Origin of the sequence: Kitasatospora sp. NPDC006697 (assembly GCF_042869935.1) — a bacterium.
Taxonomy (GTDB): domain Bacteria; phylum Actinomycetota; class Actinomycetes; order Streptomycetales; family Streptomycetaceae; genus Kitasatospora.
In genome coordinates, this window is sequence record NZ_JBIAGU010000010.1 from 1 (window position 1) to 20,344 (window position 20,344).

Consider the following 20,344-nt stretch of genomic DNA (forward strand, 5'->3'; position numbering starts at 1 on the left):
TTACATTCCGAACCCGGAAGCTAAGCCTCATAGCGCCGATGGTACTGCAGGGGGGACCCTGTGGGAGAGTAGGACGCCGCCGAACAATCATTCAGGAGAAGCCCCCAGCATTCGTGCTGGGGGCTTCTTCGCGTTCTGGGCCAGGCGGTCTGACGCGGCGTAGGGTCGCACACATGGTCATCACTGGTACCGACTCGCTCACCGCCGAAGAACTCGACGAGGCCCGCACCGTGCTCGCGGCCGCCGCCACCGCGGACGGCCGCGAGGCCGTCTCCGAGGCGGGCCGGCTCCGCCTGCGCGCCGACTCGCCCCGCCCCGGGATCCTGCACCTGGTGCAGACCCTCGACTCCCGCCCGGCCGGCTACGCGCAGTTGGAGACCACCGGCGAGCAGGCCGCCACCGTCGAGGCCGCCGTCCACCCGGAGCTGCGCGGGCGCGGGCTCGGCCGGCAGCTGATCGACGCGGTGCTGGAGGACGCGGGCCCGCAGCGCACCGTGGACTTCTGGGTGCACGGCGGGCACCCCGCGGCCGCCCGGCTGGCCGAGCACTACGGCGCCCAGCTGGTCCGCGAGCTCCGGCAGATGCGCCGCACCGGCCCGGCCCCCGAGCCGGCCCCGCTGCCCGAGGGCGTCACCCTGCGGACCTTCCGCCCGGGCGAGGACGAGGCCGCCTGGCTGCGGCTGAACGCCCTGGCCTTCGCCCACCACCCCGAGCAGGGCTCCTGGACCGAGCAGGACCTGGCCGACCGCCTCGCGGAGCCGTGGTTCGACCCGAACGGCTTCTTCCTGGCGGTCCGCCGGGAGGAGTCCGGCGAGCGCCTGGTCGGCTACCACTGGACCAAGGTGCACCCGGCCACCGCCGCCGACCCCGAGCTGGGCGAGGTGTACGTGGTCGGCGTCGACCCGGCCGAGCAGGGCGGCGGCCTGGGCAAGGCGCTGACCGCCGCCGGATTGCGTCACCTGGCGCTCGACCGCAGACTCGCAACGGTGCTGCTCTACGTCGACGCGGACAATGCGGCAGCGGTCCGGGTATATGAGCGCGCCGGCTTCGCCATTCACGAAATCGACGTGATGTACCAGGTCAAGCCGACCGGGTGATCCGTTCGGGCCCGACCGCGTCAGCTTTCCTCCTGGCCATGCGGTGTTTACCGTGGATTCAATTGTCGCCGCGAAGATCACAGGATGACGTCCATAGTGTCTCGCTCCCGCAGCTTGGGCCACGTGACCCGGCCCGGTCGGATAGCGACCGGACCGGGCAGCGGGCTGCTGCCGTCGGTGCGGGCACCGCGGACCTCACGCCCCTGGAGGAGCTGGAACCCATGAGCATCACCAACGCGCTCGGCCCCTCGACGGAGAAGGCCGGCGACACCGAGCTTGAGGAACTGCCCCAGGGCCGTTTCCTGGACCGAGAGCGTAGCTGGCTGGCGTTCAACGAGCGGGTGCTGGAGCTGGCGGAGGACTCGTCCGTGCCGCTGCTGGAGCGGGCCAAGTTCCTCGCCATCTTCGCCAGCAACCTGGACGAGTTCTTCATGGTCCGGGTGGCCGGCCTGAAGCGGCGGATCGCCACCGGCGTTGCCCAGCGCAGCGCCTCCGGCCTGCAGCCGCGCGAGGTGCTGGACCAGATCTGGGGCCGCTCCCGGGAGCTGATGGCCCGGCACGCGGCCGCCTTCCAGCACGACGTGCTGCCGGACCTGGCCGCCGAGGGCATCGAGCTGGTCCGCTGGGCCGAGCTGACCGACCACGAGCAGACCCGGCTGCACACGCTGTTCCGGCAGCAGATCTTCCCGGTGCTGACCCCGCTGGCGGTGGACCCGGCGCACCCGTTCCCGTACATATCGGGCCTGAGCCTGAACCTGGCGGTGGTGGTGCGCAACCCGGTCTCCGGGCACAAGCACTTCGCCCGGGTGAAGGTTCCGCAGTCGCTCTCCCGCTTCCTGGAGGCCTCGTCCCAGCGGTTCGTGCCGCTGGAGGACGTCATGGGCGCCCACCTGGAGGAGCTCTTCCCGGGGATGGAGGTGCTCGCCCACCACGCCTTCCGGGTCACCCGCAACGAGGATCTGGAGGTGGAGGAGGACGACACCGAGAACATCCTCAAGGCGCTCGAGAAGGAGCTGATGCGCCGCCGGTTCGGCCCGCCGGTCCGGCTGGAGGTGGAGGAGTCGATCGACCCCTACATCCTCGACCTGCTGGTGCGCGAGCTGAACATCAGCGAGGCCGAGGTCTTCCCGCTGCCCGGTCCGCTGGACCTGACCGGCCTGTTCGGGATCGCCGACCAGGACCGCCCGGAGCTGAAGTACCGCAATTTCGTGGCCGGCACCGCGCGCGGGCTGACCGACGTGGAGTCCGCCTCGCAGCCGGACATCTTCGCCGCGGTCCGTGAGCGGGACGTGCTGCTGCACCACCCGTACGACAGCTTCTCCACCTCGGTGCAGGCCTTCCTGGAGCAGGCCGCCGCCGACCCGCACGTGCTGGCCATCAAGCAGACCCTGTACCGCACCTCCGGTGACTCGCCGATCGTGGACGCGCTGATCGACGCGGCCGAGTCCGGCAAGCAGGTGCTGGTGCTGGTGGAGATCAAGGCCCGCTTCGACGAGCAGGCCAACATCAAGTGGGCCCGCAAGCTGGAGGAGTCCGGCTGCCACGTGGTCTACGGGCTGGTCGGGCTCAAGACGCACTGCAAGCTCTCGCTGGTGGTCCGTCAGGAGGGCGAGACGCTGCGCCGGTACTCGCACGTCGGGACCGGCAACTACCACCCGAAGACCGCCCGGCTCTACGAGGACCTGGGCCTGCTGACCAGTGACCCGCAGGTCGGCGCCGACCTGTCGGACCTCTTCAACCGGCTCTCCGGCTACTCCCGGCGGACCTCCTACCGGCGGCTGCTGACCGCGCCGCGCGGCCTGCGGGACGGGCTGCTGGAGCGGATCGCCAACGAGGTGGCCAACCACCGGGCGGGCCTGCCGGCCCACGTGAAGTTCAAGGTCAACTCGATCGTCGACGAGGCCGTGATCGACGCGCTCTACCGGGCCTCCCAGGCGGGCGTGCCGGTGGACGTGTGGGTCCGCGGGATCTGCGCGCTCCGGCCGGGGGTGCCGGGGCTGAGCGAGAACGTCCGGGTCCGCAGCGTGCTCGGGCGGTTCCTGGAGCACTCCCGGATCTTCGTCTTCGGCAATGGCGGCGATCCTGAAGTCTGGTTCGGCAGCGCGGATATGATGCACCGTAACCTGGACCGGCGGATCGAGGCGCTGGTCCGGGTCGCCGATCCGGCCCATCGGTCGGAACTCGCCGGACTGCTCGACATGGGCATGGCGGACGACACCGCGTCCTGGCACCTCGGCCCGGACGGAACCTGGACCAGGCGGAGCCAGGACGCCGACGGCAACCGGCTCCGCGACATCCAGGAGCTGCTCATCGACTCGCGCCAGCGGCGCCGGAGTTCCACCGGCGCGCTCTGACCATCCGTCACTTGCCCCGGGGATCGGCCAGCTCCGGGGGAAACGGGGAGTACCCACGATCATGACTGACGCGCCCATGACGGCCTCCGCGTCCACCGCGACCGCGGGGGAGGTCCTTGCCAGATACCTGACCGAGCAGGCCGGCAACTTCCTGCGCGCGCTGCCGCAGGCGGTCGGCGAAGCAGGGGCCCGCCCCGGCGCGCTGCCGTCGCTGAACGGCGCGTCGGGCAGCGGGGGGACGCAGGAGCTGCTGCGCGCCGTCCGGCGGATCGGCGGTGCGCTGCACACCTATGCGGCCGTCCTGGAGCCCGGCTGGGCGCAGGAGTCCCGGGCGGAGCTGCGCTGGCTGCTCAACCTGCTCGCCCAGGAGCCGGCCTACCAGCGGCGCTCGGCCCGGCTGCTGGCCGCGCTGGACTCGCTGAGCGGGGTGGCGCCGGCGGGGGAGGCCGGCGGCCCCGGCATGCTGGCCGGCCACCCGGGGGCGCCGAAGGCCAGGGCGCTGCTGGACCGCCAGCTGACCCTGGCCCGCACCCGGGCGCACAGCGCGGTGCTGCAGGAGCTGCGGTCGGCCCGGCTGCACGCGCTGGCGGACCGGATGACGCTGCTGGTCGGCGAGGCACCGCTGGTGGATCCGGCGGGCGGGCGGGCCGAGGACGTGCTGCTGCCGCAGGCCGGGGGGGCTTTCGGGGCGCTCGGCTCGGCGGTCCAGGCGCTGCCGCTGCGGCGGGCCTCGGCCGCCTACCAGGGGGACGCCCTGCACCGGCTTGGCGGGGCCGCGCCGCAGGTGCCGCCGCAGGGCCGGACGGCCGCGGCGGGGGACGCGGACAGCGCGCTGGCCGCGGACGACGCGCCCTGGCACCGGGTCCGGATCCTGCTGAAGCGGGTCCGGTACGCGCTGGAGGTGTGCGGTCGGCCCGGGTCGGAGCTGAGCGAGCTGGACCGGGTGCTGGACCGGCACCAGGAGGCGGCGGACGCGGCCGTGACCGCGGCCACCGCGGCGCGCACGCCGCGGATCACCCCTGCCACGGCGTACGTGCTCGGGGTGGTGCATGCTGATCAGCGGCTCGAGGTGGAGGCGGCGCGGTTCGCCTTCGGCAGCCTCTGGCCGGATCTCCCGCCCAGCCTGGACGGTTGGGAGGGCCCCCCAGCACAGCGGACGGGATGAATGGGCGAGCGCGGCGGCACCGGACGGGAGCGTTCGGCCGAGGTGCGGATGGCCGCGGCCGGCGGGACGCGGGCGGAGCAGCGCGGCGGGCCGCTGGCCCGGCGCCGGCGGCGGGAGGCGAAGAATCCCTCGCCGTGGACCGGGCGCCGGCCCGAGGACGGCTCCGGTGCGGCGGCACGGCGGGAGCCGGGCCGGCCGGCCACCGTGCTGGCGGCCGGTGCGGTGCTCTGGGTGCCGGGCGAGCCGCGGGCCGACGGGACCCTGCGCAAGCCGCGGATCGCGCTGATCCACCGGCCCAAGTACGACGACTGGAGCCTGCCCAAGGGCAAGCTGCGGGCGGGGGAGACGCCCTGGCAGGCGGCGTTGCGGGAGGTGGAGGAGGAGACCGGGCTGCTCTGCCGGCTGGTGGCGCCGCTGCCCGCGCAGTACTACCTGGCGCACGGGCGGCCCAAGGAGGTGCGGTACTGGGCCGCGGTGCCGGTCTCGGGGGAGTTCCGGCCGAACCGCGAGGTGGACCGGATGAAGTGGTTGAAGCCGGGCAAGGCCCGGGCCAAGCTGACCCACGACCGGGACCGGGAGCTGATCGACGCGCTGCTGGAGCTGCTGGCCTGACGGTCGGACCACGGGACGGTCGGATGGTCGGATGGTCGCAGGTATCCCCCCGGACGGCCCAGGACGCGTTGGTCCGTCCGACGGTTGTCCGTCACCTGGCAGCGTGTCTTGGTTGAACCCTTGCCGTGATGCAACCGTGACTACTGAACAGTGTTTCCTGGCATCCGTTCGAGGTTCACTCTCCGTTCACTTCCGACCGGCTGATGCGTCACCTACCCGGCCTAACTTCGGTCCTACCGGAGGGCCGTAGAGGCCCCGGACCACAGCAAGTCCGCCCTGATCGCCTGCATGCGGCCGGGATGACGGACTGTGCCAAAGAAAGGGACACCCTGTGAAGCTCCAGCGGAACGGCCGCACCAAGGCCCTCGCGATCGGTGCCGTGGCGCTCGTCAGCTCGCTGTCGCTCGCGGCCTGCGGCTCGGACAACAACAGCAACACCAACGGCGGCAACAGCTCGTCCTCCGCGAGCGGCGGCGCCAGCCCGGCCGCCGCGATCGCCTGTGCCTCGAAGCAGGCCCCGTTCCTCGGCGCCGGCTCGACCGCCCAGGGCACCGCGATCGACCAGTGGAAGACCCTCTACGGCGCGGCCTGCTCGGGCTCGACCCTGAGCTACAACGGTGTCGGCTCCGGCGCGGGCATCCAGCAGTTCAACCAGGGCAAGGTCACCTTCGCCGGCTCCGACTCCGCGCTGAAGCCCGCCGAGGTCGACGCCTCCAAGGCGGTCTGCCCGGGCGGCCAGGGCATCGACCTGCCGATGGTCGCGGGCCTTGTCTCGATCATCTACAACGTGGACGGCGTGCCGAACCTGGTGCTGGACGGCCCGACCATCGCGAAGATCTTCGACTCGCAGATCACCAAGTGGAACGACCCGGCGATCGCCACCCTGAACCCGGGCGCCAACCTGCCGGCCGCCGACATCCAGGCCTTCCACCGCTCGGACGACTCCGGCACCACCCAGAACCTGACCACCTACCTGTCCAAGGCCGGTGGCGGCGCCTGGAAGTACCCCGCCGCCAAGACCTGGGCCGGCCAGGGCGGCCAGTCCGCCGCGCAGTCCTCCGGTGTCGCCTCGCAGGTCAAGGCCGTCAAGAACTCGATCGGCTACGCCGAGCTGTCCTACGCGCAGACCAACAACCTGAAGAGCGCCCAGATCGCCACCGGCGCCTCCAAGCCGGTCGAGGCCACCGCCGCCAACGCCGCCACCACGATCGGCAACGCCCAGATCGTCGGCACCGGCAGCGACCTCGCGCTGAGCCTGGACTACGCCACCAAGGCCGACGGCGCCTACCCGATCGTCCTGGTCACCTACGAGATCGTCTGCGACAAGGGCAACAAGGCCGACACCCTCGACACCCTGAAGTCGTTCCTGACCTACACCGTCAGCGACGCCGGCCAGGCCGCCATCGGCGACAAGGGCTACGTCCCGCTGCCGAAGGCCGTGGCCGACAAGGTGAAGGCCGTCATCCCGACCCTCGCCTGACCAACCCCAGGGCGGATCGACCAGCGGGCGGTTCCCTCCAGTCGGAAGGAACCGCCCGTCGGTCTCACCGCCCGACCACCGCACCAATTTCGTCCGGGGCACCGCCGCCATGGTGCGGCTCCCACCGGGGGCCGCGCCGCCAGACCGGAGTAGAACCTCATGACTTCCGTTCCCCCTGATTCCCCCAGGGACCGGGCCACCGCGTCCGCACCCGCCCGCAGCTCGGGCAGCTCGCTCAAGGGCACCAGCCGCCTGGGCGACTCGATCTTCCGATACCTCTCGACCGGCTCCGGCGTCCTGCTGCTGGTCATCATGGCCGCCATCGCGATCTTCCTGGTGATCCGCAGCGGGAACGCGCTCAGCCATGACAAGGGCAACTTCTTCACCACCTTCGAGTGGGACCCGGACAACATCCTGAAGCCCAGCTTCGGCATCGCCGTCCTGGTCTTCGGCACCATCGTCAGCGCGGCGATCGCCATGGTCATCGCCGTGCCGGTGGCGACCGGGATCGCGCTCTTCATCTCGCACTACGCGCCGCGCCGGATCGCCCAGCCGTTCGCCTACCTGGTGGACCTGCTGGCCGCCGTGCCGAGCATCATCTACGGCCTGTGGGGCGCGCTCTTCCTGGTGCCGCACATGGCGGGCCTGAACAGCTGGCTGAACGACTACCTGGGCTGGACGTACGTCTTCAAGCTCAGCCACCCCGGCTCGCCGGCCCGCAGCCTGTTCACCGTCGGCGTGCTGCTCGCCATCATGGTGCTGCCGATCATCACCGCGGTCAGCCGCGAGGTGTTCCGGCAGGTTCCGCGGATGCACGAGGAGGCGGCCCTGGCGCTCGGCGCCACCCGCTGGGAGATGGTCCGCACCGCGGTGCTGCCGTTCGGCCGCCCGGGCATCATCTCGGCCTCGATGCTGGGCCTGGGCCGCGCGCTCGGCGAGACCATCGCCGTCGCCACCGTGCTCTCGGCCAGCGACAAGCTCTCGCTGCACCTGCTGGACGCGGGCGGCGGCACCTTCGCCCAGAACATCGCCCTGAAGTACGGCGAGGCGGGCAAGCTGGGCACGGACGCGCTGATGGCCTCCGGCCTGGTGCTGTTCGTCATCACTCTGCTGGTGAACGGTGCGGCGCGGCTGATCATCGCCCGCCGCAAGGAGTACTCGGGGGCGAGCGCATGAGCACCGCGACTTCCGTTTCGGACCGCACTCCGGTCCCCGAGCTGAGCCAGCCGCTGACCGCCGCTCGGCTGCCCCGCTGGGCGCCGGCCGGACTGGTCGTGCTCGCCATCGCGCTGGGCTGCGGGATCGGCGCCGGCTTCGGCCTCTCCAGCCACATCCAGTGGGGCCTGATCGCCGCGCTCTTCTACGTGGCGCTGAGCTTCGGCGTCTCGGCCAAGGTCGAGGGCGTCCGGCAGGCCAAGGACCGGCTGGCCACCTCGCTGGTCTGGGTCGCCTTCATCCTCGCCGTCGTCCCGCTGCTCGCCCTGCTGATCTACACCGTGCAGCAGGGCGCGAGCGTGGTGGACGGCAACTTCCTGACCCACTCGATGCGCGGTGTGATCTCCTCCGGCCCAGGCGGCGGCATCTACCACGCGCTGCTCGGCACCCTGCAGCAGGTCGGCCTGGCCACCCTGATCGCCGCGCCGATCGGTCTGCTGACCGCCGTCTACCTGGTCGAGTACGGCCGCGGCCGCCTGGCCAAGGTGGTCACCTTCTTCGTCGACGTCATGACGGGCATCCCGTCGATCGTCGCCGGTCTGTTCATCCTCGCGGTCTGCAACATGGCCCACTTCGGCTTCTCGGGCTTCTCGGGCAGCATCGCGCTGTCCATCCTGATGATGCCGGTGGTGGTGCGCTCCACCGAGGAGATGCTCAAGCTCGTCCCGAACGAGCTGCGCGAGGCCTCCTACGCGCTGGGCGTGCCGAAGTGGAAGACCATCCTGCGGATCGTGCTGCCGACCGCGATCGGCGGTATCACCACCGGTGTGATGCTGGCGGTGGCCCGCATCACCGGTGAGACCGCGCCGGTGATGATGCTGGTCTTCGTCTCCGACTCGATCAACTCCGATCCGTTCCACGGTCCGCAGATGAACCTCCCGGTCTACATCTGGCAGCAGTACGGCTACGGACTCCCCACCACGTACGCCCGTGCCTGGGGTGCCGCACTGGTCCTGATCGCCTTCGTGATGGCGCTCAACCTGATCGCCCGCGGCATCGCCCGCTGGCGCTCGCCCAAGACCGGCCACTGACCGTCCGACTGACGAACGAACAGACGAGAGAAGAAGAAAGATCATGGCGAAGCGCATCGACGTCAGCGGACTGTCGGCCTTCTACGGTGGCACCAAGGCCATCGAGGACATCTCGATGACCATCGAGCCCCGCTCGGTGACCGCCTTCATCGGCCCCTCCGGCTGCGGCAAGTCCACCTTCCTGCGCACCCTCAACCGGATGCACGAGGTGATCCCCGGCGCCCGGGTCGAGGGCAAGGTCCTGCTGGACGACGAGAACCTCTACGGCTCGGGCGTCGACCCGGTGGCCGTGCGCCGCACCGTCGGCATGGTGTTCCAGCGTCCGAACCCGTTCCCGACCATGTCCATCTACGACAACGTGGCGGCCGGCCTCAAGCTCGCCGGCGTCCGCAAGAAGTCGGTGCTGGACGGCGTGGTGGAGCAGTCGCTGAAGGGCGCCAACCTCTGGAAGGAGGTCCACAACCGCCTGAACAAGCCGGGCGCGGGCCTCTCCGGTGGCCAGCAGCAGCGCCTCTGCATCGCCCGCGCGATCGCGGTCGAGCCGCAGGTGCTGCTGATGGACGAGCCCTGCTCGGCCCTGGACCCGATCTCCACCCTGGCGATCGAGGACCTGATCGGCGAGCTCAAGTCGCGGTTCACCATCGTGATCGTGACCCACAACATGCAGCAGGCGGCCCGTGTCAGCGACCGCACCGCCTTCTTCAACCTGGCCGGGGTCGGCCAGCCGGGCAAGCTGATCGAGCTGGACGACACCCAGCGGATCTTCTCCAACCCGTCGGTACAGGCGACCGAGGACTACATCTCCGGTCGCTTCGGCTGATCGGCAGTCCCCACGTGCTGCCCTACGGTGCTGCATGGCGGTGCCGCCGCGGGGCATGAAGAAGGGCCCGCCCTCGGGACGCGAGGGCGGGCCCTTCGTTTCTCTCCGTCGGGAGCGGCCGGTCAGCCGACCACCAGGTCGGTGACCCAGAAGACGCCGGCGGCGACCAGTGCGGCGGCCGGCATGGTGATGAACCAGCCGAGCACGATGTTCTTCGCCACCCCCCAGCGGACCGCCCGGAGCCGCTTGGTGGCGCCCACGCCCATGATCGCCGAGGTGATCACGTGGGTGGTGGAGATCGGCGCCTTGTAGACGTACGAGGTGATGTACATGATCGTGGCCGCGGTGGACTCGGCCGCGAAGCCCTGTGGCGGGTCCAGCTCGATGATCTTGCGGCCCAGGGTGCGCATGATCCGCCAGCCGCCCGCGTAGGTGCCCAGCGAGAGGGTCGCGGCGCAGGAGACCTTGACCCAGATCGGGATGCCGTTGCCGGTCTGGTGGCCCGAGATGACCAGTGCCATCACCACCACGCCCATCGTCTTCTGGGCGTCCTGCAGGCCGTGGGCCAGGGCCATCGCGGCCGCCGAGGCGGTCTGCGCGACCCGGAAGTTGCGCTTGGCCCGGTGCGGGTTGGCCCGCCGGAAGAGCCAGAGGATCGCCAGCATCACCAGGTAGCCGGCCACCAGGCCGACGATCGGCGAGACCACCATCGGGATGATGATCTTCTCCAGCACCCCGTGCCAGATCACCCCGGAGCCGCCGGCCATCGCGGCGCCGACCAGCCCGCCGAAGAGCGCGTGCGAGGAGGAGGACGGCAGGCCGTAGTACCAGGTGACCAGGTTCCAGACGATCGCCCCGACCAGGGCGCCGAACAGGATGGTCATCCCCTCGGAGCCCTTGGGGGTCTCGATCAGCCCCTTGGAGACGGTCTGCGCCACCCCGCTGCCCAGGAAGGCGCCGGCCAGGTTCATGACCGCCGCCATCGCCAGCGCGGCCCGCGGGGTCAGCGCCCGGGTGGAGACCGAGGTGGCGATCGCGTTCGCCGAGTCGTGGAAGCCGTTGGTGTAGGTGAAGAAGAAGGCGACGCCGATGACGACGATGAGTGCTGCGGTGTCCACGCTGGTTCAGGACTCCTTGACGGCGATGGTCTCCACCGTGTTCGCGACGTGCTCGAACGCGTCCGCCGCCTCCTCCAGGACGTCGACCACCTGCTTGAGCTTCAGCACCTCGATCGCTTCGTACTGGCCGCTGAACAGGTGGGCCAGCAGCTTGCGGTGGATCTGGTCGGCCTGGTTCTCCAGCCGGTTGATCTCGATCCAGTACTCGTTCAGGTTGGACATGCTGCGCAGGTTGGGCATCGCCTCGGCGGTCAGCTCGGCCGCCCGGGCCAGCACCTCGATCTGCTGCTCCACGCCGTTCGGCAGGCTCTGGATGTCGTAGAGGACGACCAGGTCGACCGCCTCCTCCATGAAGTCCATGATGTCGTCGAGGGAGGAGGCCAGGCTGTAGATGTCCTCCCGGTCGAACGGCGTGATGAAGGAGGAGTTGAGCTGGTGGAAGATCGCATGGGTGGTGTCGTCGCCGGCGTGCTCGGCGGCGCGCATGCGCTCGACGATCTCCGCGCGGGCCGACACGTCTGAACCCAGCAGTTCCAGCAGGAGCTTCGACCCGACGACGAGGTTCTCCGCGGCCGCGGCGAACATGTCGTAGAAGCTCGTCTCCTTCGGGGTCAGGCTAAAACGCACGGAGCTCTCCGATGTGCGGGGGACGGACTGAACGATGCTAGGTGTTCGGCGGCGGGGTTGTGCAAACGGGGTGCACGACGAGGAACCGGATGCTCCCCTTCCATTGGCTGGCTGGTAACGGAGGCTCCAGGGCCGCTGCCGACCGCCGGGGGCGGTCGACGGGCGTAGACCACCAGTCTGACGGAACCGCGAGCCGATGGCCCCCGTCCTGCACCGCTGATCACGATCAGCCCCCCGGACGGGGGAACCCCGCAGCGGGCTCCGGTGCGGGAGACTGGGGGCATGACGATGACCGAGGCCCACGACGCCCACAGCGGACACGGCCCGCACGGCTACAGCAAGCACAAGGCGGACCACCTCAAGCGGCTGCGCCGGATCGAGGGCCAGGCCCGGGGCCTGCAGCGGATGGTGGAGGAGGACGTCTACTGCATCGACATCCTGACCCAGGTCTCGGCCACCACCAAGGCGCTGCAGTCCTTCGCGCTGGCGCTGCTGGAGGAGCACCTCAACCACTGCGTGGCGGCCGCGGTCGAGGAGGGCGGGCCGACCATGGACGAGAAGGTCACCGAGGCGATGGCGGCGATCAGTCGGCTGCTGCGGAGCTGACCCGGCCGTCCCCGGCCGGGGGCTCCCCGGGTCTGCGCTCGCCGGGCTGCTGCGGCGGCCGGTGCAGCAGCACCTCGTCGATCCGGGCGGTGGGCAGGCGCTCGGCGCTGCTGTCGGTGGCGGCGATCATCAGCTCACCGGTCAGCTCGATCTCGTCGAGGGCCGCGCTCTCCTGGCCGAACGTGCGATCCGCCGAGGACGACACCCAGCACCACCCCTTCAGCGCGCCCGGCCACCGGGGCGGTGGCCACCCACCCCCAGCCTAGAGAGTGGGCGGCGGGTAGCCCCATGGCACGGACGGGCCATCTCTGCCGCACAGCCGGGTGGCCGACCGTACGCCGCCGACCGCGAGTCAGCTCACGGCGGGTCACTTCGGCGAGGGCGAACCGTTGTCCTTGAGCTCCACCACGTCCGCGGCGGCCGGCTCGGCGACCGAGACGGCGGTGCCGAAGCCGGCCAGCGCCACCGTGGAGGTGACCTGCACCTGGTCCTTCGCGTCCTTGGAGCCGGCCACCCCGGCGAAGGTGAAGTCCTCGACCACCTTGTGCAGCCGGCCCTGGGCGTCCAGCCAGGCCTCGAACGGCACCTCCTTGACGGTGAAGGTGCCGGCCGCCATCCGCAGCCCGTAGCCGGCCTGGCCGCCGGCCGCGTCGGCCGCCTTGGCCAGGTCCAGGGTGCCCTTGTAGTGCTTCAGCGGGACCCCGTCCACCGTCTCGTCGCCGACCAGGGAGGCCTGCTGCACGCCGCGCAGCGCCGCGCCGGCGGTGGCCGGGTCGGTGGCGCCGTTGCTGATCAGGTTGCCGTCGGCGAGCTGGCGGACGTCCAGCTTGACCCACTTGCCGGCCGGCACCTTGGCGCCGCTGTTCTGCAGGAAGACCAGGCCCGGCTCGTAGACCTCGACCACCGGGCCGTTGGTGGCCGCGCCCGGCGGCACCTGCACCTCGAGGCGGCCGATCCGCTTGGCGTAGTCGTAGGGGCCGCCGCCGCTGAACGAGGCCTTCTTGCCGCCCGCCGCCGTGGTCAGCTCGGTGGTGGCCTGCACCGAGCCGGAGTGGCCGGTGATGTCGGGGGCGTTGCGGACCGCGGTGACCGGGTCATCGGCGAGCTTGTCGGCCAGCGGGCTCGGGGCGGCCGAGCCCGCGTCGCTGGAGCCGCCGGACGCGCCGCCGCAGCCGGCCAGCGCGGCGGTCAGCAGGGCGGCGACGGCCGCCGGGGCGAGCAGCCGGGCACGGCGCGACGTCGTCATGGTGAACCTGACCCCCATGGTGATCAACCCCCTCGGGCCGGCGGACCGGCGGGCCGCCGCCCCTGGCTGGGCGGGGCCTGGTACTGCCGAGAACGAGCCGCGGCGAGGGGGGTTACGCGCCGACCGGCGCGAAGGGCCGGGCCGCGCGCCGGTCCGGTTCTCATCCGGCTGGGTTACCGTGGGCAGAGTGTCACCGCGAACCACCGGACCAGGCCGGCTCGACCCCAGCGCCGACGACGGCGTGCCGCCGCCGGCGGGCCACCGGGCGGTGGTGGTGGAGCGGGGCTCCTTCGCCCACGCGGTCTGCGACTGCGGCTGGTTCGCCCCGGCCCGCCGCTCCCGCGACAAGGCCCGCCGGGACGTCGCCGAGCACCTCGCGGAGTCCGGCTGACCCCGGGTCAGCGCCCGCGGCCGCTCAGGCCGCCAGGTCCGACTCCGGCGGGGCCGACTGCCCGGCCGCGCCGCTGCGCGGGCGCCGCCGACCGCCCGCCGCCGGTCCGGCCGGCTGCCGCGCCGTCACCAGCGGGGCCGCCGCGGTGCGCGAGAGGGAGTGGCATAGCGGCACCAGCACCGCCATCGCGATCGGCGCCAGCAGCAGCGTGACGGCCGTCGCCAGCGCGTAGCCGCCCAGCACGTCGGTCGGGTAGTGCACGCCCATGTACATCCGGCAGAAGCCCTGCAGCAGGGCCAGCACCCCGGCGACCGCGCCGAGCCGGCGGTTCACCAGGAAGAGCGCCACCGCGATGCCCATCGACATCGTCGAGTGGTCGCTGACGAAGGAGTGGGTGCCGGCCTTGCCGGCCACCAGCACGTCCAGGCCCTGGTGGCTGACGAAGGGTCGGGGCCGGTCCACGATCGAGGCGATCGGCAGGTTGGCCAGCTCGGCCAGGGCCACCGAGAGCGGCGCCCAGAGCACCCCGGCCACCGCGGCGGGCGCGTCCGGCCGGCGGCGGGCCTTCAGCCAGCCGAGCGTGCAGAGCGTCAGCAGGCCCAGCAGGATGCCGTACTCGCCGACCCAGGAGACCAGCGAGTCCAGCCAGGGCGGGGCCGCCTTGGCCCAGCCGTTGACGGTGTAGAGCAGTTCGAGGTCGGGGTTGCCGTCGCCGGGGTCGGCCAGCAGCGTCGACACGCCTTACCTCCTGTGCTCGGATGCGACCGGTCAGTAGCGCTTGCAGCCTACTTGACCCGGCGTACCCGGTCTGGCACTCCGTCAGGGGGTCGGGGCGGCGGAGGCGGACGGCGAGGGCTGGTTCGACTGGGCCTGTTCCGGCAGCAGCGAGTTGCCGCGGCCGTCCAGCGCGGAGCCGCCGGTGATGGTGCCGTCGGGGTTGCGGGTGGGCAGCGCGGCCGCGCCGTCCGGGGTGACCCGGGTGGCGCCGAAGTACTCGGTCTGGTCGATCCGGTCGTAGCGGATCACCGCGCCGGTGTGCGGGGCGTCGATCATGTAGCCGCCGCCGACGTAGATGCCGACGTGGTGGATGCTGCGCGGGTCCTGCAGGTCGGTGGCGAAGAACACCAGGTCGCCGGGGCGCAGTTGGTCGCGGCTGGGGTGCTGGCCGGCGTTCCACTGGTCGTTGGCCACCCGGGGCAGGGTGATGCCGACGGTGCCGAAGGCGGCCCAGGTCAGCCCGGAGCAGTCGAACCGGCCGTCGGTGCCGTCGCCGCCCCACTCGTAGGGGGTGCCGAGCTTGGTCTGGGCGAAGTAGATCGCGCCGGAGGCCTGCGCGGAGACCGCCACCGGGACGCTCGCGCTGACGGCGGTGAAGCTGCGGGCCAGCGCCTGGATCGAGCGGACGTAGCCCTGGGTCTCCGAGTACGGCGGAACGCCGCCGTAGCGCAGCACCGCATCGGTGCCGGCGTTGTAGGCGGCCAGCATGTTGGCCGTGGCGTCACCGGGCACCTGGGCCACGTCCTTGGCGTAGGCGCAGTCGATCCGGGCGGCCATCGGGATCGCCTGGGCCGGATCCCACGGGTTGTTCCAGCCGTTGACGGCGTACTGGGCCCAGGTGGCGGGCATGATCTGGCTGATCCCCTGGGCCCCGACCTGGCTCACGGCGTTCGGGTTGAAGCCGCTCTCCTGGTACAGCTGGGCGGCCAGCACGGGCGGGGTGAGCTGGGGGCAGGTGCCGGACCCGGCCTGCTGGATCAGCGACTGGAAGGCGGCCGGCACGGTACCGGGCGCGAGGCCGACGACGGAGCCGCTCGCGTTCTGCCCGACGCCGCTCGCCGCGAAAGTGCCGGCACCGACGAACAGCAGGAATCCAACGCCCGATGCCCCCAACGCGATAGCCGCTCGGGAGCCGTTCCGGAGTACCATCAGCACCATCCCGATGCAGTGTCAGAGTGCTTGAGTCCGAAGGGCGGACCGAATGGTTCGGACCTCGGGCAGGAGCCTCCGGCGCGGCACCGGAACGCATATGCCCCCCGCACGCGCCAAGTCGAACGGCCGACACCCCCGCCAGTCTGCTGCAAGGCGTTGCTCAGCGCAATCATCGGAGATACAAAGAGTGAGCGCTATCCTTCTTACAGTGGACATCCTGGCAAACGTGTCCCGTGCCTCGCGACCAATCCTCCAGAAGTAGCCAAAGCGACATCAGATCCGGCCAAGAATAGGACCTGGCCCTTCGCGCAGTGGCAGGGCGGGACCTTCAATTGCCTGGATCGGGCGGTGAGACAGGAAATGCACGTGAGTGACACAGTGAGCAGCGTGGGCCATGCCCTGGCCGGACACGGGACGAATCTGCTGGCGGACCCCACGCCCGCGCCGTCGCCGACCAAGGGCAACATCGACACCATCATCGGCGGTATCGCGCCGGACTGGGGTCCGTTCTCCACGCTCGGCTCGGAAGCCCGGATCATGGTCGAGGTCGTGATGGCGGTGGCGATCCTGGCCTGCCTGGCCATCGCGGTCTGGGGGGCGGCCAAGCAGCGGATCGGCGCCACCGCACTTCGGGACACCTTCAGTGCCGAGCAGGGCAAGGGGCTGATCGTCGCCGGGCTGACCGGCGTGTTCATCATCGGATCCCTGGGCACCCTGTTCACCATTGTCTACGGCATGGCGATCTGACGATCTGACAGTCGGAATGGCGGCGCCGCCGAGGCGCAGCCGGACCAGCAGACCGCCGCGTCCCGGTCCCGCGACCACCGGGACATGACGACCGGGACATGACGACCGGACCGCGAAACCCGGAGCCCACTCACCGGCTCCCCGTCCCAGGAGGGCCGCCGTGCCGTTGCCCGACGACCAGCCGCACACCCGTACGCGGCTGCCGGTCGGCGACCCCGGCCACGGCCAGCCGCCGATCCGTCAGCCCCGGCCGCTGCGCACCCTGCTGACGGTCCTGGTGGTCGTCACCCTGCTGGTGGTGGCCATCGCCATCGCCAACAGCAACCGCGGCTCCGGACCCAGCGCCGGCGGCGCGGGCGGCGCTGGCGGCTCGGGCGGCTCGGGCCAGGGCTCCGGCGGCCGCCCCGGCGCCGCCCCGCCCACCGCCGCCAGCGGCCAGCTTCCGGTCACCACCACCAGCAACGGCATCGCCACCGGCTTCCCCCAAACCGAGCAGGGCGCCCAGTCCGCCGCCGCCAACTACGCGGTGGCGCTGGGGGGCGCGGACATGTTCCGGGCGGACGGGCGGGGGAAGATACTCGACACCATCGCGGATCCGTCGGCGGCGGGGGGGTTGCGGGGGGTGCTGGACCAGGCGGCCGGACCGCAGGTGCTCGCCGCGATGGGGCTGGACGCGCACGGCAACGCCCCGGTGGACCTGACCTTCGTCAGCCGCACCGTGCCGATCGGCAGCAAGACCGACAGCTACGGGACCGACGCCGCCAAGATCGAGGTCTGGTGCGCGGGGATGACCGGTCTGGCCGGCCAGAACTCCACCAAGCCGGTCACCGCGACCTGGTTCACCTTCACCATCTCGCTGCACTGGGCCGGGGACTGGAAGGTCACCGACCTCTCCCGGCAGAACGGCCCGGTGCCGCTGCCGGCCGACCAGCAGGCCGCCACGGCCGATCAGATCACCGGTGCCGTCCAGCAGTTCGGAGGCTTCCGCTATGCCCGCTGACGCACGCACGGTCCCCCGGCTGCGGCGCGCCGGACGGGTCGCCCCGGTGCTGGCCGCCCTGCAGCTGGCCGCCCTGCTGGCCGCGCAGCGGGCGGCCGCGGCGCCGACGCCCAGCGCCGCCCCCTCCGGCTCGCCCTCGGCCTCGCCCTCGCCGTCCCCGAGCTCCTGCGGGGTGCTGCCGCTGCCCGGCAGTGACGTCTACTGCGCGCAGGGCAACGGCAGCGGCTCGCTGCCCGGCTCCGGGACCGTCGGGTCGGTGACCGATCCGATCGGGGCGCTCGCCAAGTCGTGTGCGCAGGCGGCCGCGTGGATCGTGCGGCAGTTGTCGGGGGTGATCGACAGCACCACGCAGGTGGACTTCACCAATGCGGACTTCCTGAAGCAGTACGCGGTGGTGTTCGCGGCCTCCACGGTGCTGACGCTGGTGCTGTGGCTGCTGGCGGTGACCAAGCGGGCGGTGCGCGGGGTGCCGTTGAGCCAGGCGTTCTCGGAGGCGATCGGGTTCCTCTGGCTGACCGTGATCGCCTCGGCGTTCACCCCGCTGTGCCTGTACACGATGGTGGGGGCGACGGACGGGCTGACGGCGGCGATCGCGGCCGGGACCAACACCGGGACCACCGGGTACCTGAGCGGGTTCGCGGACACCCTGGAGCACGGGTCGATCGGCGGCGGGCCGATGATCCTGGTGCTGGTGTCGCTGGTCGCGGTGCTGGCCGCGATCGTGCTCTGGATCGAGCTGTGGGTGCGCACCGCGATGCTGTACGTGGGAGCGCTGCTCGGCACCGCGGTGTACGCGGGGCTGGTGGACAAGCAGTTGTGGAAGCACGTGCGCCGCTGGGCGGGGCTGATGGCGGCGATCGACCTGGCCAAGCCGGTGATCGTGATCATCCTCGGGCTGGCCCAGGCGGTGGCCGGCAGCGCCGGTGCCTCGGACGACTTCTCCCGGGTGCTGGCGGGGCTGGCGATCCTCTTCCTGTCGATCTTCGCGAGCAGCGCGATCTACCGGTTCGTGCCGGGCTTCGGCGACGAGATGATGCAGCTGCGGCACGCCCGGTCCAGTGCGCTCAGCGCCGGGCAGGCGATGATCAACGGGCCGGCCAACCTGGTCAAGCAGGGCATCTCCACGCACGGCGCCCGCGGCGGGGCGGAGACCGCCACCGCGACCGCCAGCGGCGGGCCCGGCGGCGGTTCGGTGGCCCCTGGGATCGCCGCGCACGCCGGGCGCACCGCGTCCGCCCCGGCGGCCCCGCCGAAGCCGGCCGCGCCGCCGGCCCAGCCACCAGCGCAGAACCCAGCGAAGGGAGGGTGACGCACCTTGAGCAGCGACCAGCTCGGCCAGTTCGGGGGGCAGTACGCCCAGCCGTACGTCCACCAGCGCCGGACCTACCTGATCGGCAAGTCCCGGCCGAACGCGCCGATCGGGCGCAACCGGGAGTCCGGGGAGATCGTCCTGATCATCTTCGGCGCCTTCCTGGGCATGCTCTGGGGTCTGCTGATGCCGATCCTGGTGCTGCGGATCGTCGGCCTGGTCGGCCTCCCGCTGCTGGCGATCATGGCGGTCTACGTGCCGTACCGGCGCCGGACCTTCTACAAGTGGGCGGAGATCAACCGCACCTACAAGCGCACCGTGCGCTCCGGCCGGGCGGTCTGGCAGTCCAGCGCGATGGACGCGGGCACCCGGTTCGACGGGCGGGAGATCGAGGTCGGCCCGCCGCCGGGGGTCGGCCGGCTGCGCTGGCTGACGGCGCCGTTCGGCCCGGACGAGGTCGCGGTGCTGATGCACCTGGAGCGGCGCACGGTGACCGCGGCGATCGAGATCGAGGGCCCGGGCGTCGGCCTGCGCGACTCCGAGGACCAGGAGGCGCTGGTCGACCGGTTCGGCACGCTGCTCAAGCACGTCGCCAACGGGGACGGCTTCGTGACCCGGCTGCAGATCATGGCCCGCACCCTGCCGGCCGACCCGGACGCGCACGCCAAGGACGTGGAGCGGCGCGGCGACCACGGTGCGCCGCGCTGGCTGCAGGACTCCTACGAACAGCTGCAGTCGATGGTCTCCACCTCCTCGGAGCAGCACCGGGCCTACCTGGTGGCCTGCATGCACTACACCCGCGACCTGGCCGCCGAGGCGCACGCGATGGGCCGCAACGCCTACGGCAAGAACACCCCGACCCGGGACGACGACGGGCTGGCCGCCGTGATGGCCCGTGAGCTCACCGACATCTGCGCCCGGCTGGCCGAGGCCGACATCCGGGTCCGGCAGCCGCTGGGCGAGGCCCGGCTGTCCTCGCTGCTGCACTCGATGTACGACCCGGACCACCCGATCGACCACATCCAGGCGATGACCCGCCGCAACGCCTGGCCGGCCGAGCTGGACGCCACCCACCCGCAGTACCTCCAGGCCAAGACCCGGGAGTCGGCCACCCGGGAGCCCTGGTGCCACGCCACCGCCTGGATCAAGGAGTGGCCGCTCACCCCGGTGGGCGTCAACTTCCTGGCCCCGCTGCTGGTGCACACCCCGGACGTGATCCGCACGGTCGCCGTCACCATGGACCTGGAGCCGACCGACGTGGCGATCGAGCGGATGCTCACCGAGAAGACCAACGACGAGGCCGAGGCCAGCCGGGCCGCCAAGATGAACCGCACGGTCGACCCGCGCGACCTGGCCCACACCGGCCGGGTGGACCAGCGCGGCGACGACCTGGCCTCCGGCGCGGCCGGCGTCAACCTGGTCGGCTACATCACCGTCTCCTCGCGCAATCCGGAGGCGCTGACCCGGGACAAGCGGACCATCCGCGCCTCGGCCGGCAAGAGCTACCTGAAGCTGGAGTGGTGCGACCGCGAGCACCACCGCGCCTTCGTCAACACCCTGCCGTTCGCCACCGGCATCCGCCGCTGACCCGCCCAGG

At 71.7% G+C, this 20,344-nt stretch carries 19 protein-coding genes, 1 rRNA gene and 1 pseudogene; 15 read left to right on the top strand and 6 right to left on the bottom strand.

Going from position 1 to position 20,344, the window contains the following annotated elements:
- The 9 genes and pseudogenes from rrf to pstB all read left to right on the top strand — a co-directional run.
- Positions 1-85, top strand: a 5S ribosomal RNA gene (rrf, locus tag ACFYNO_RS15640); the annotation flags it as partial.
- A gap of 88 nt (positions 86-173) precedes the next feature.
- Positions 174-1,097 (top strand): mycothiol synthase, encoded by a 924-nt coding sequence (mshD, locus tag ACFYNO_RS15645; protein ID WP_388011461.1) that lies wholly within the window; start codon positions 174-176, stop codon positions 1,095-1,097.
- A gap of 275 nt (positions 1,098-1,372) precedes the next feature.
- Positions 1,373-3,451, top strand: a pseudogene (locus tag ACFYNO_RS15650) (RNA degradosome polyphosphate kinase); the annotation flags it as partial.
- A 61-nt stretch (positions 3,452-3,512) separates the two neighbouring features.
- Positions 3,513-4,616 (top strand): CHAD domain-containing protein, encoded by a 1,104-nt coding sequence (locus tag ACFYNO_RS15655; protein WP_388011463.1) that lies wholly within the window; start codon positions 3,513-3,515, stop codon positions 4,614-4,616.
- Positions 4,617-4,820: 204 nt separating this feature from the next.
- Complete coding sequence (locus ACFYNO_RS15660) at positions 4,821-5,228, top strand: NUDIX hydrolase (protein ID WP_388011910.1); 408 nt, start codon at positions 4,821-4,823, stop codon at positions 5,226-5,228.
- A gap of 331 nt (positions 5,229-5,559) precedes the next feature.
- Positions 5,560-6,708: a phosphate ABC transporter substrate-binding protein PstS gene (pstS, locus tag ACFYNO_RS15665; RefSeq protein ID WP_388011465.1), complete on the top strand. Its 1,149-nt coding sequence runs from the start codon at positions 5,560-5,562 to the stop codon at positions 6,706-6,708.
- Positions 6,709-6,867: 159 nt separating this feature from the next.
- Positions 6,868-7,884, top strand: a complete 1,017-nt coding sequence (pstC, locus tag ACFYNO_RS15670; protein ID WP_388011467.1) for a phosphate ABC transporter permease subunit PstC — start codon at positions 6,868-6,870, stop codon at positions 7,882-7,884.
- Positions 7,881-8,954 carry a phosphate ABC transporter permease PstA gene (gene pstA, locus ACFYNO_RS15675; RefSeq protein WP_388011469.1) on the top strand — a complete coding sequence of 358 codons (1,074 nt, stop codon included), beginning with the start codon at positions 7,881-7,883 and terminating at the stop codon, positions 8,952-8,954. Before pstC ends, pstA begins: the two co-directional genes overlap by 4 nt.
- A gap of 43 nt (positions 8,955-8,997) precedes the next feature.
- Positions 8,998-9,774, top strand: coding sequence for a phosphate ABC transporter ATP-binding protein PstB (pstB, locus tag ACFYNO_RS15680; protein WP_388011471.1), 777 nt, complete (start codon positions 8,998-9,000; stop codon positions 9,772-9,774).
- Between the two features lie 122 nt (positions 9,775-9,896).
- Here the strand turns inward: pstB and ACFYNO_RS15685 are convergent, their stop codons facing one another.
- Both ACFYNO_RS15685 and ACFYNO_RS15690 read right to left on the bottom strand, forming a co-directional pair.
- A complete protein-coding gene (locus ACFYNO_RS15685; protein WP_388011473.1) occupies positions 9,897-10,892 on the bottom strand; it encodes an anion permease in 996 nt (331 codons plus the stop codon).
- Between the two features lie 6 nt (positions 10,893-10,898).
- The gene (locus ACFYNO_RS15690) at positions 10,899-11,519 is read right to left on the bottom strand and encodes a DUF47 domain-containing protein (protein WP_388011475.1); all 621 of its coding nucleotides are present in this window, start codon (positions 11,517-11,519) and stop codon (positions 10,899-10,901) included.
- A 282-nt stretch (positions 11,520-11,801) separates the two neighbouring features.
- On the opposite strand from ACFYNO_RS15690, the gene ACFYNO_RS15695 reads away from it, so the two are divergent.
- On the top strand, positions 11,802-12,125 hold the full coding sequence (locus ACFYNO_RS15695; RefSeq protein ID WP_388011477.1) for a metal-sensitive transcriptional regulator: 324 nt from the start codon (positions 11,802-11,804) through the stop codon (positions 12,123-12,125).
- On the opposite strand, the gene ACFYNO_RS15700 is transcribed toward ACFYNO_RS15695, so the two are convergent.
- Complete coding sequence (locus ACFYNO_RS15700) at positions 12,103-12,330, bottom strand: hypothetical protein (protein WP_388011479.1); 228 nt, start codon at positions 12,328-12,330, stop codon at positions 12,103-12,105. The two genes, ACFYNO_RS15695 and ACFYNO_RS15700, sit on opposite strands and share 23 nt — an antisense overlap.
- A 162-nt stretch (positions 12,331-12,492) precedes the next feature.
- Positions 12,493-13,371, bottom strand: a complete 879-nt coding sequence (locus ACFYNO_RS15705; protein WP_388011481.1) for a hypothetical protein — start codon at positions 13,369-13,371, stop codon at positions 12,493-12,495.
- A 187-nt stretch (positions 13,372-13,558) separates the two neighbouring features.
- Between ACFYNO_RS15705 and ACFYNO_RS15710 the strand changes: the two genes are divergently transcribed.
- Positions 13,559-13,762, top strand: a complete 204-nt coding sequence (locus ACFYNO_RS15710) for a hypothetical protein (RefSeq protein WP_388011483.1) — start codon at positions 13,559-13,561, stop codon at positions 13,760-13,762.
- A gap of 24 nt (positions 13,763-13,786) precedes the next feature.
- Here the strand turns inward: ACFYNO_RS15710 and ACFYNO_RS15715 are convergent, their stop codons facing one another.
- Both ACFYNO_RS15715 and ACFYNO_RS15720 read right to left on the bottom strand, forming a co-directional pair.
- Positions 13,787-14,500: a phosphatase PAP2 family protein gene (locus tag ACFYNO_RS15715; RefSeq protein ID WP_388011485.1), complete on the bottom strand. Its 714-nt coding sequence runs from the start codon at positions 14,498-14,500 to the stop codon at positions 13,787-13,789.
- 81 nt (positions 14,501-14,581) lie between these two features.
- The gene (locus ACFYNO_RS15720; RefSeq protein WP_388011487.1) at positions 14,582-15,688 is read right to left on the bottom strand and encodes an NlpC/P60 family protein; all 1,107 of its coding nucleotides are present in this window, start codon (positions 15,686-15,688) and stop codon (positions 14,582-14,584) included.
- A gap of 426 nt (positions 15,689-16,114) precedes the next feature.
- On the opposite strand from ACFYNO_RS15720, the gene ACFYNO_RS15725 reads away from it, so the two are divergent.
- From ACFYNO_RS15725 to ACFYNO_RS15740, 4 genes are all read left to right on the top strand, one after another.
- The gene (locus tag ACFYNO_RS15725) at positions 16,115-16,438 is read left to right on the top strand and encodes a hypothetical protein (protein WP_388011912.1); all 324 of its coding nucleotides are present in this window, start codon (positions 16,115-16,117) and stop codon (positions 16,436-16,438) included.
- Positions 16,439-16,598: 160 nt separating this feature from the next.
- On the top strand, positions 16,599-17,438 hold the full coding sequence (locus ACFYNO_RS15730; RefSeq protein WP_388011489.1) for a hypothetical protein: 840 nt from the start codon (positions 16,599-16,601) through the stop codon (positions 17,436-17,438).
- On the top strand, positions 17,428-18,747 hold the full coding sequence (locus ACFYNO_RS15735; protein ID WP_388011491.1) for a hypothetical protein: 1,320 nt from the start codon (positions 17,428-17,430) through the stop codon (positions 18,745-18,747). Before ACFYNO_RS15730 ends, ACFYNO_RS15735 begins: the two co-directional genes overlap by 11 nt.
- 6 nt (positions 18,748-18,753) lie before the next feature.
- On the top strand, positions 18,754-20,334 hold the full coding sequence (locus ACFYNO_RS15740; RefSeq protein WP_388011493.1) for an SCO6880 family protein: 1,581 nt from the start codon (positions 18,754-18,756) through the stop codon (positions 20,332-20,334).
- Positions 20,335-20,344 lie beyond the last annotated feature (10 nt).

Coding starts and splice junctions, on each gene's coding strand:
- mshD (WP_388011461.1), top strand. CDS start 174: ATGGTCATCACTGGTACCGACTCGCTCACCGCCGAAGAACTCGACGAG.
- ACFYNO_RS15655 (WP_388011463.1), top strand. CDS start 3,513: ATGACTGACGCGCCCATGACGGCCTCCGCGTCCACCGCGACCGCGGGG.
- pstC (WP_388011467.1), top strand. CDS start 6,868: ATGACTTCCGTTCCCCCTGATTCCCCCAGGGACCGGGCCACCGCGTCC.
- pstA (WP_388011469.1), top strand. CDS start 7,881: ATGAGCACCGCGACTTCCGTTTCGGACCGCACTCCGGTCCCCGAGCTG.
- pstB (WP_388011471.1), top strand. CDS start 8,998: ATGGCGAAGCGCATCGACGTCAGCGGACTGTCGGCCTTCTACGGTGGC.
- ACFYNO_RS15695 (WP_388011477.1), top strand. CDS start 11,802: ATGACGATGACCGAGGCCCACGACGCCCACAGCGGACACGGCCCGCAC.
- ACFYNO_RS15705 (WP_388011481.1), bottom strand. CDS start 13,371: ATGACGACGTCGCGCCGTGCCCGGCTGCTCGCCCCGGCGGCCGTCGCC.
- ACFYNO_RS15720 (WP_388011487.1), bottom strand. CDS start 15,688: ATGGTACTCCGGAACGGCTCCCGAGCGGCTATCGCGTTGGGGGCATCG.
- ACFYNO_RS15735 (WP_388011491.1), top strand. CDS start 17,428: ATGCCCGCTGACGCACGCACGGTCCCCCGGCTGCGGCGCGCCGGACGG.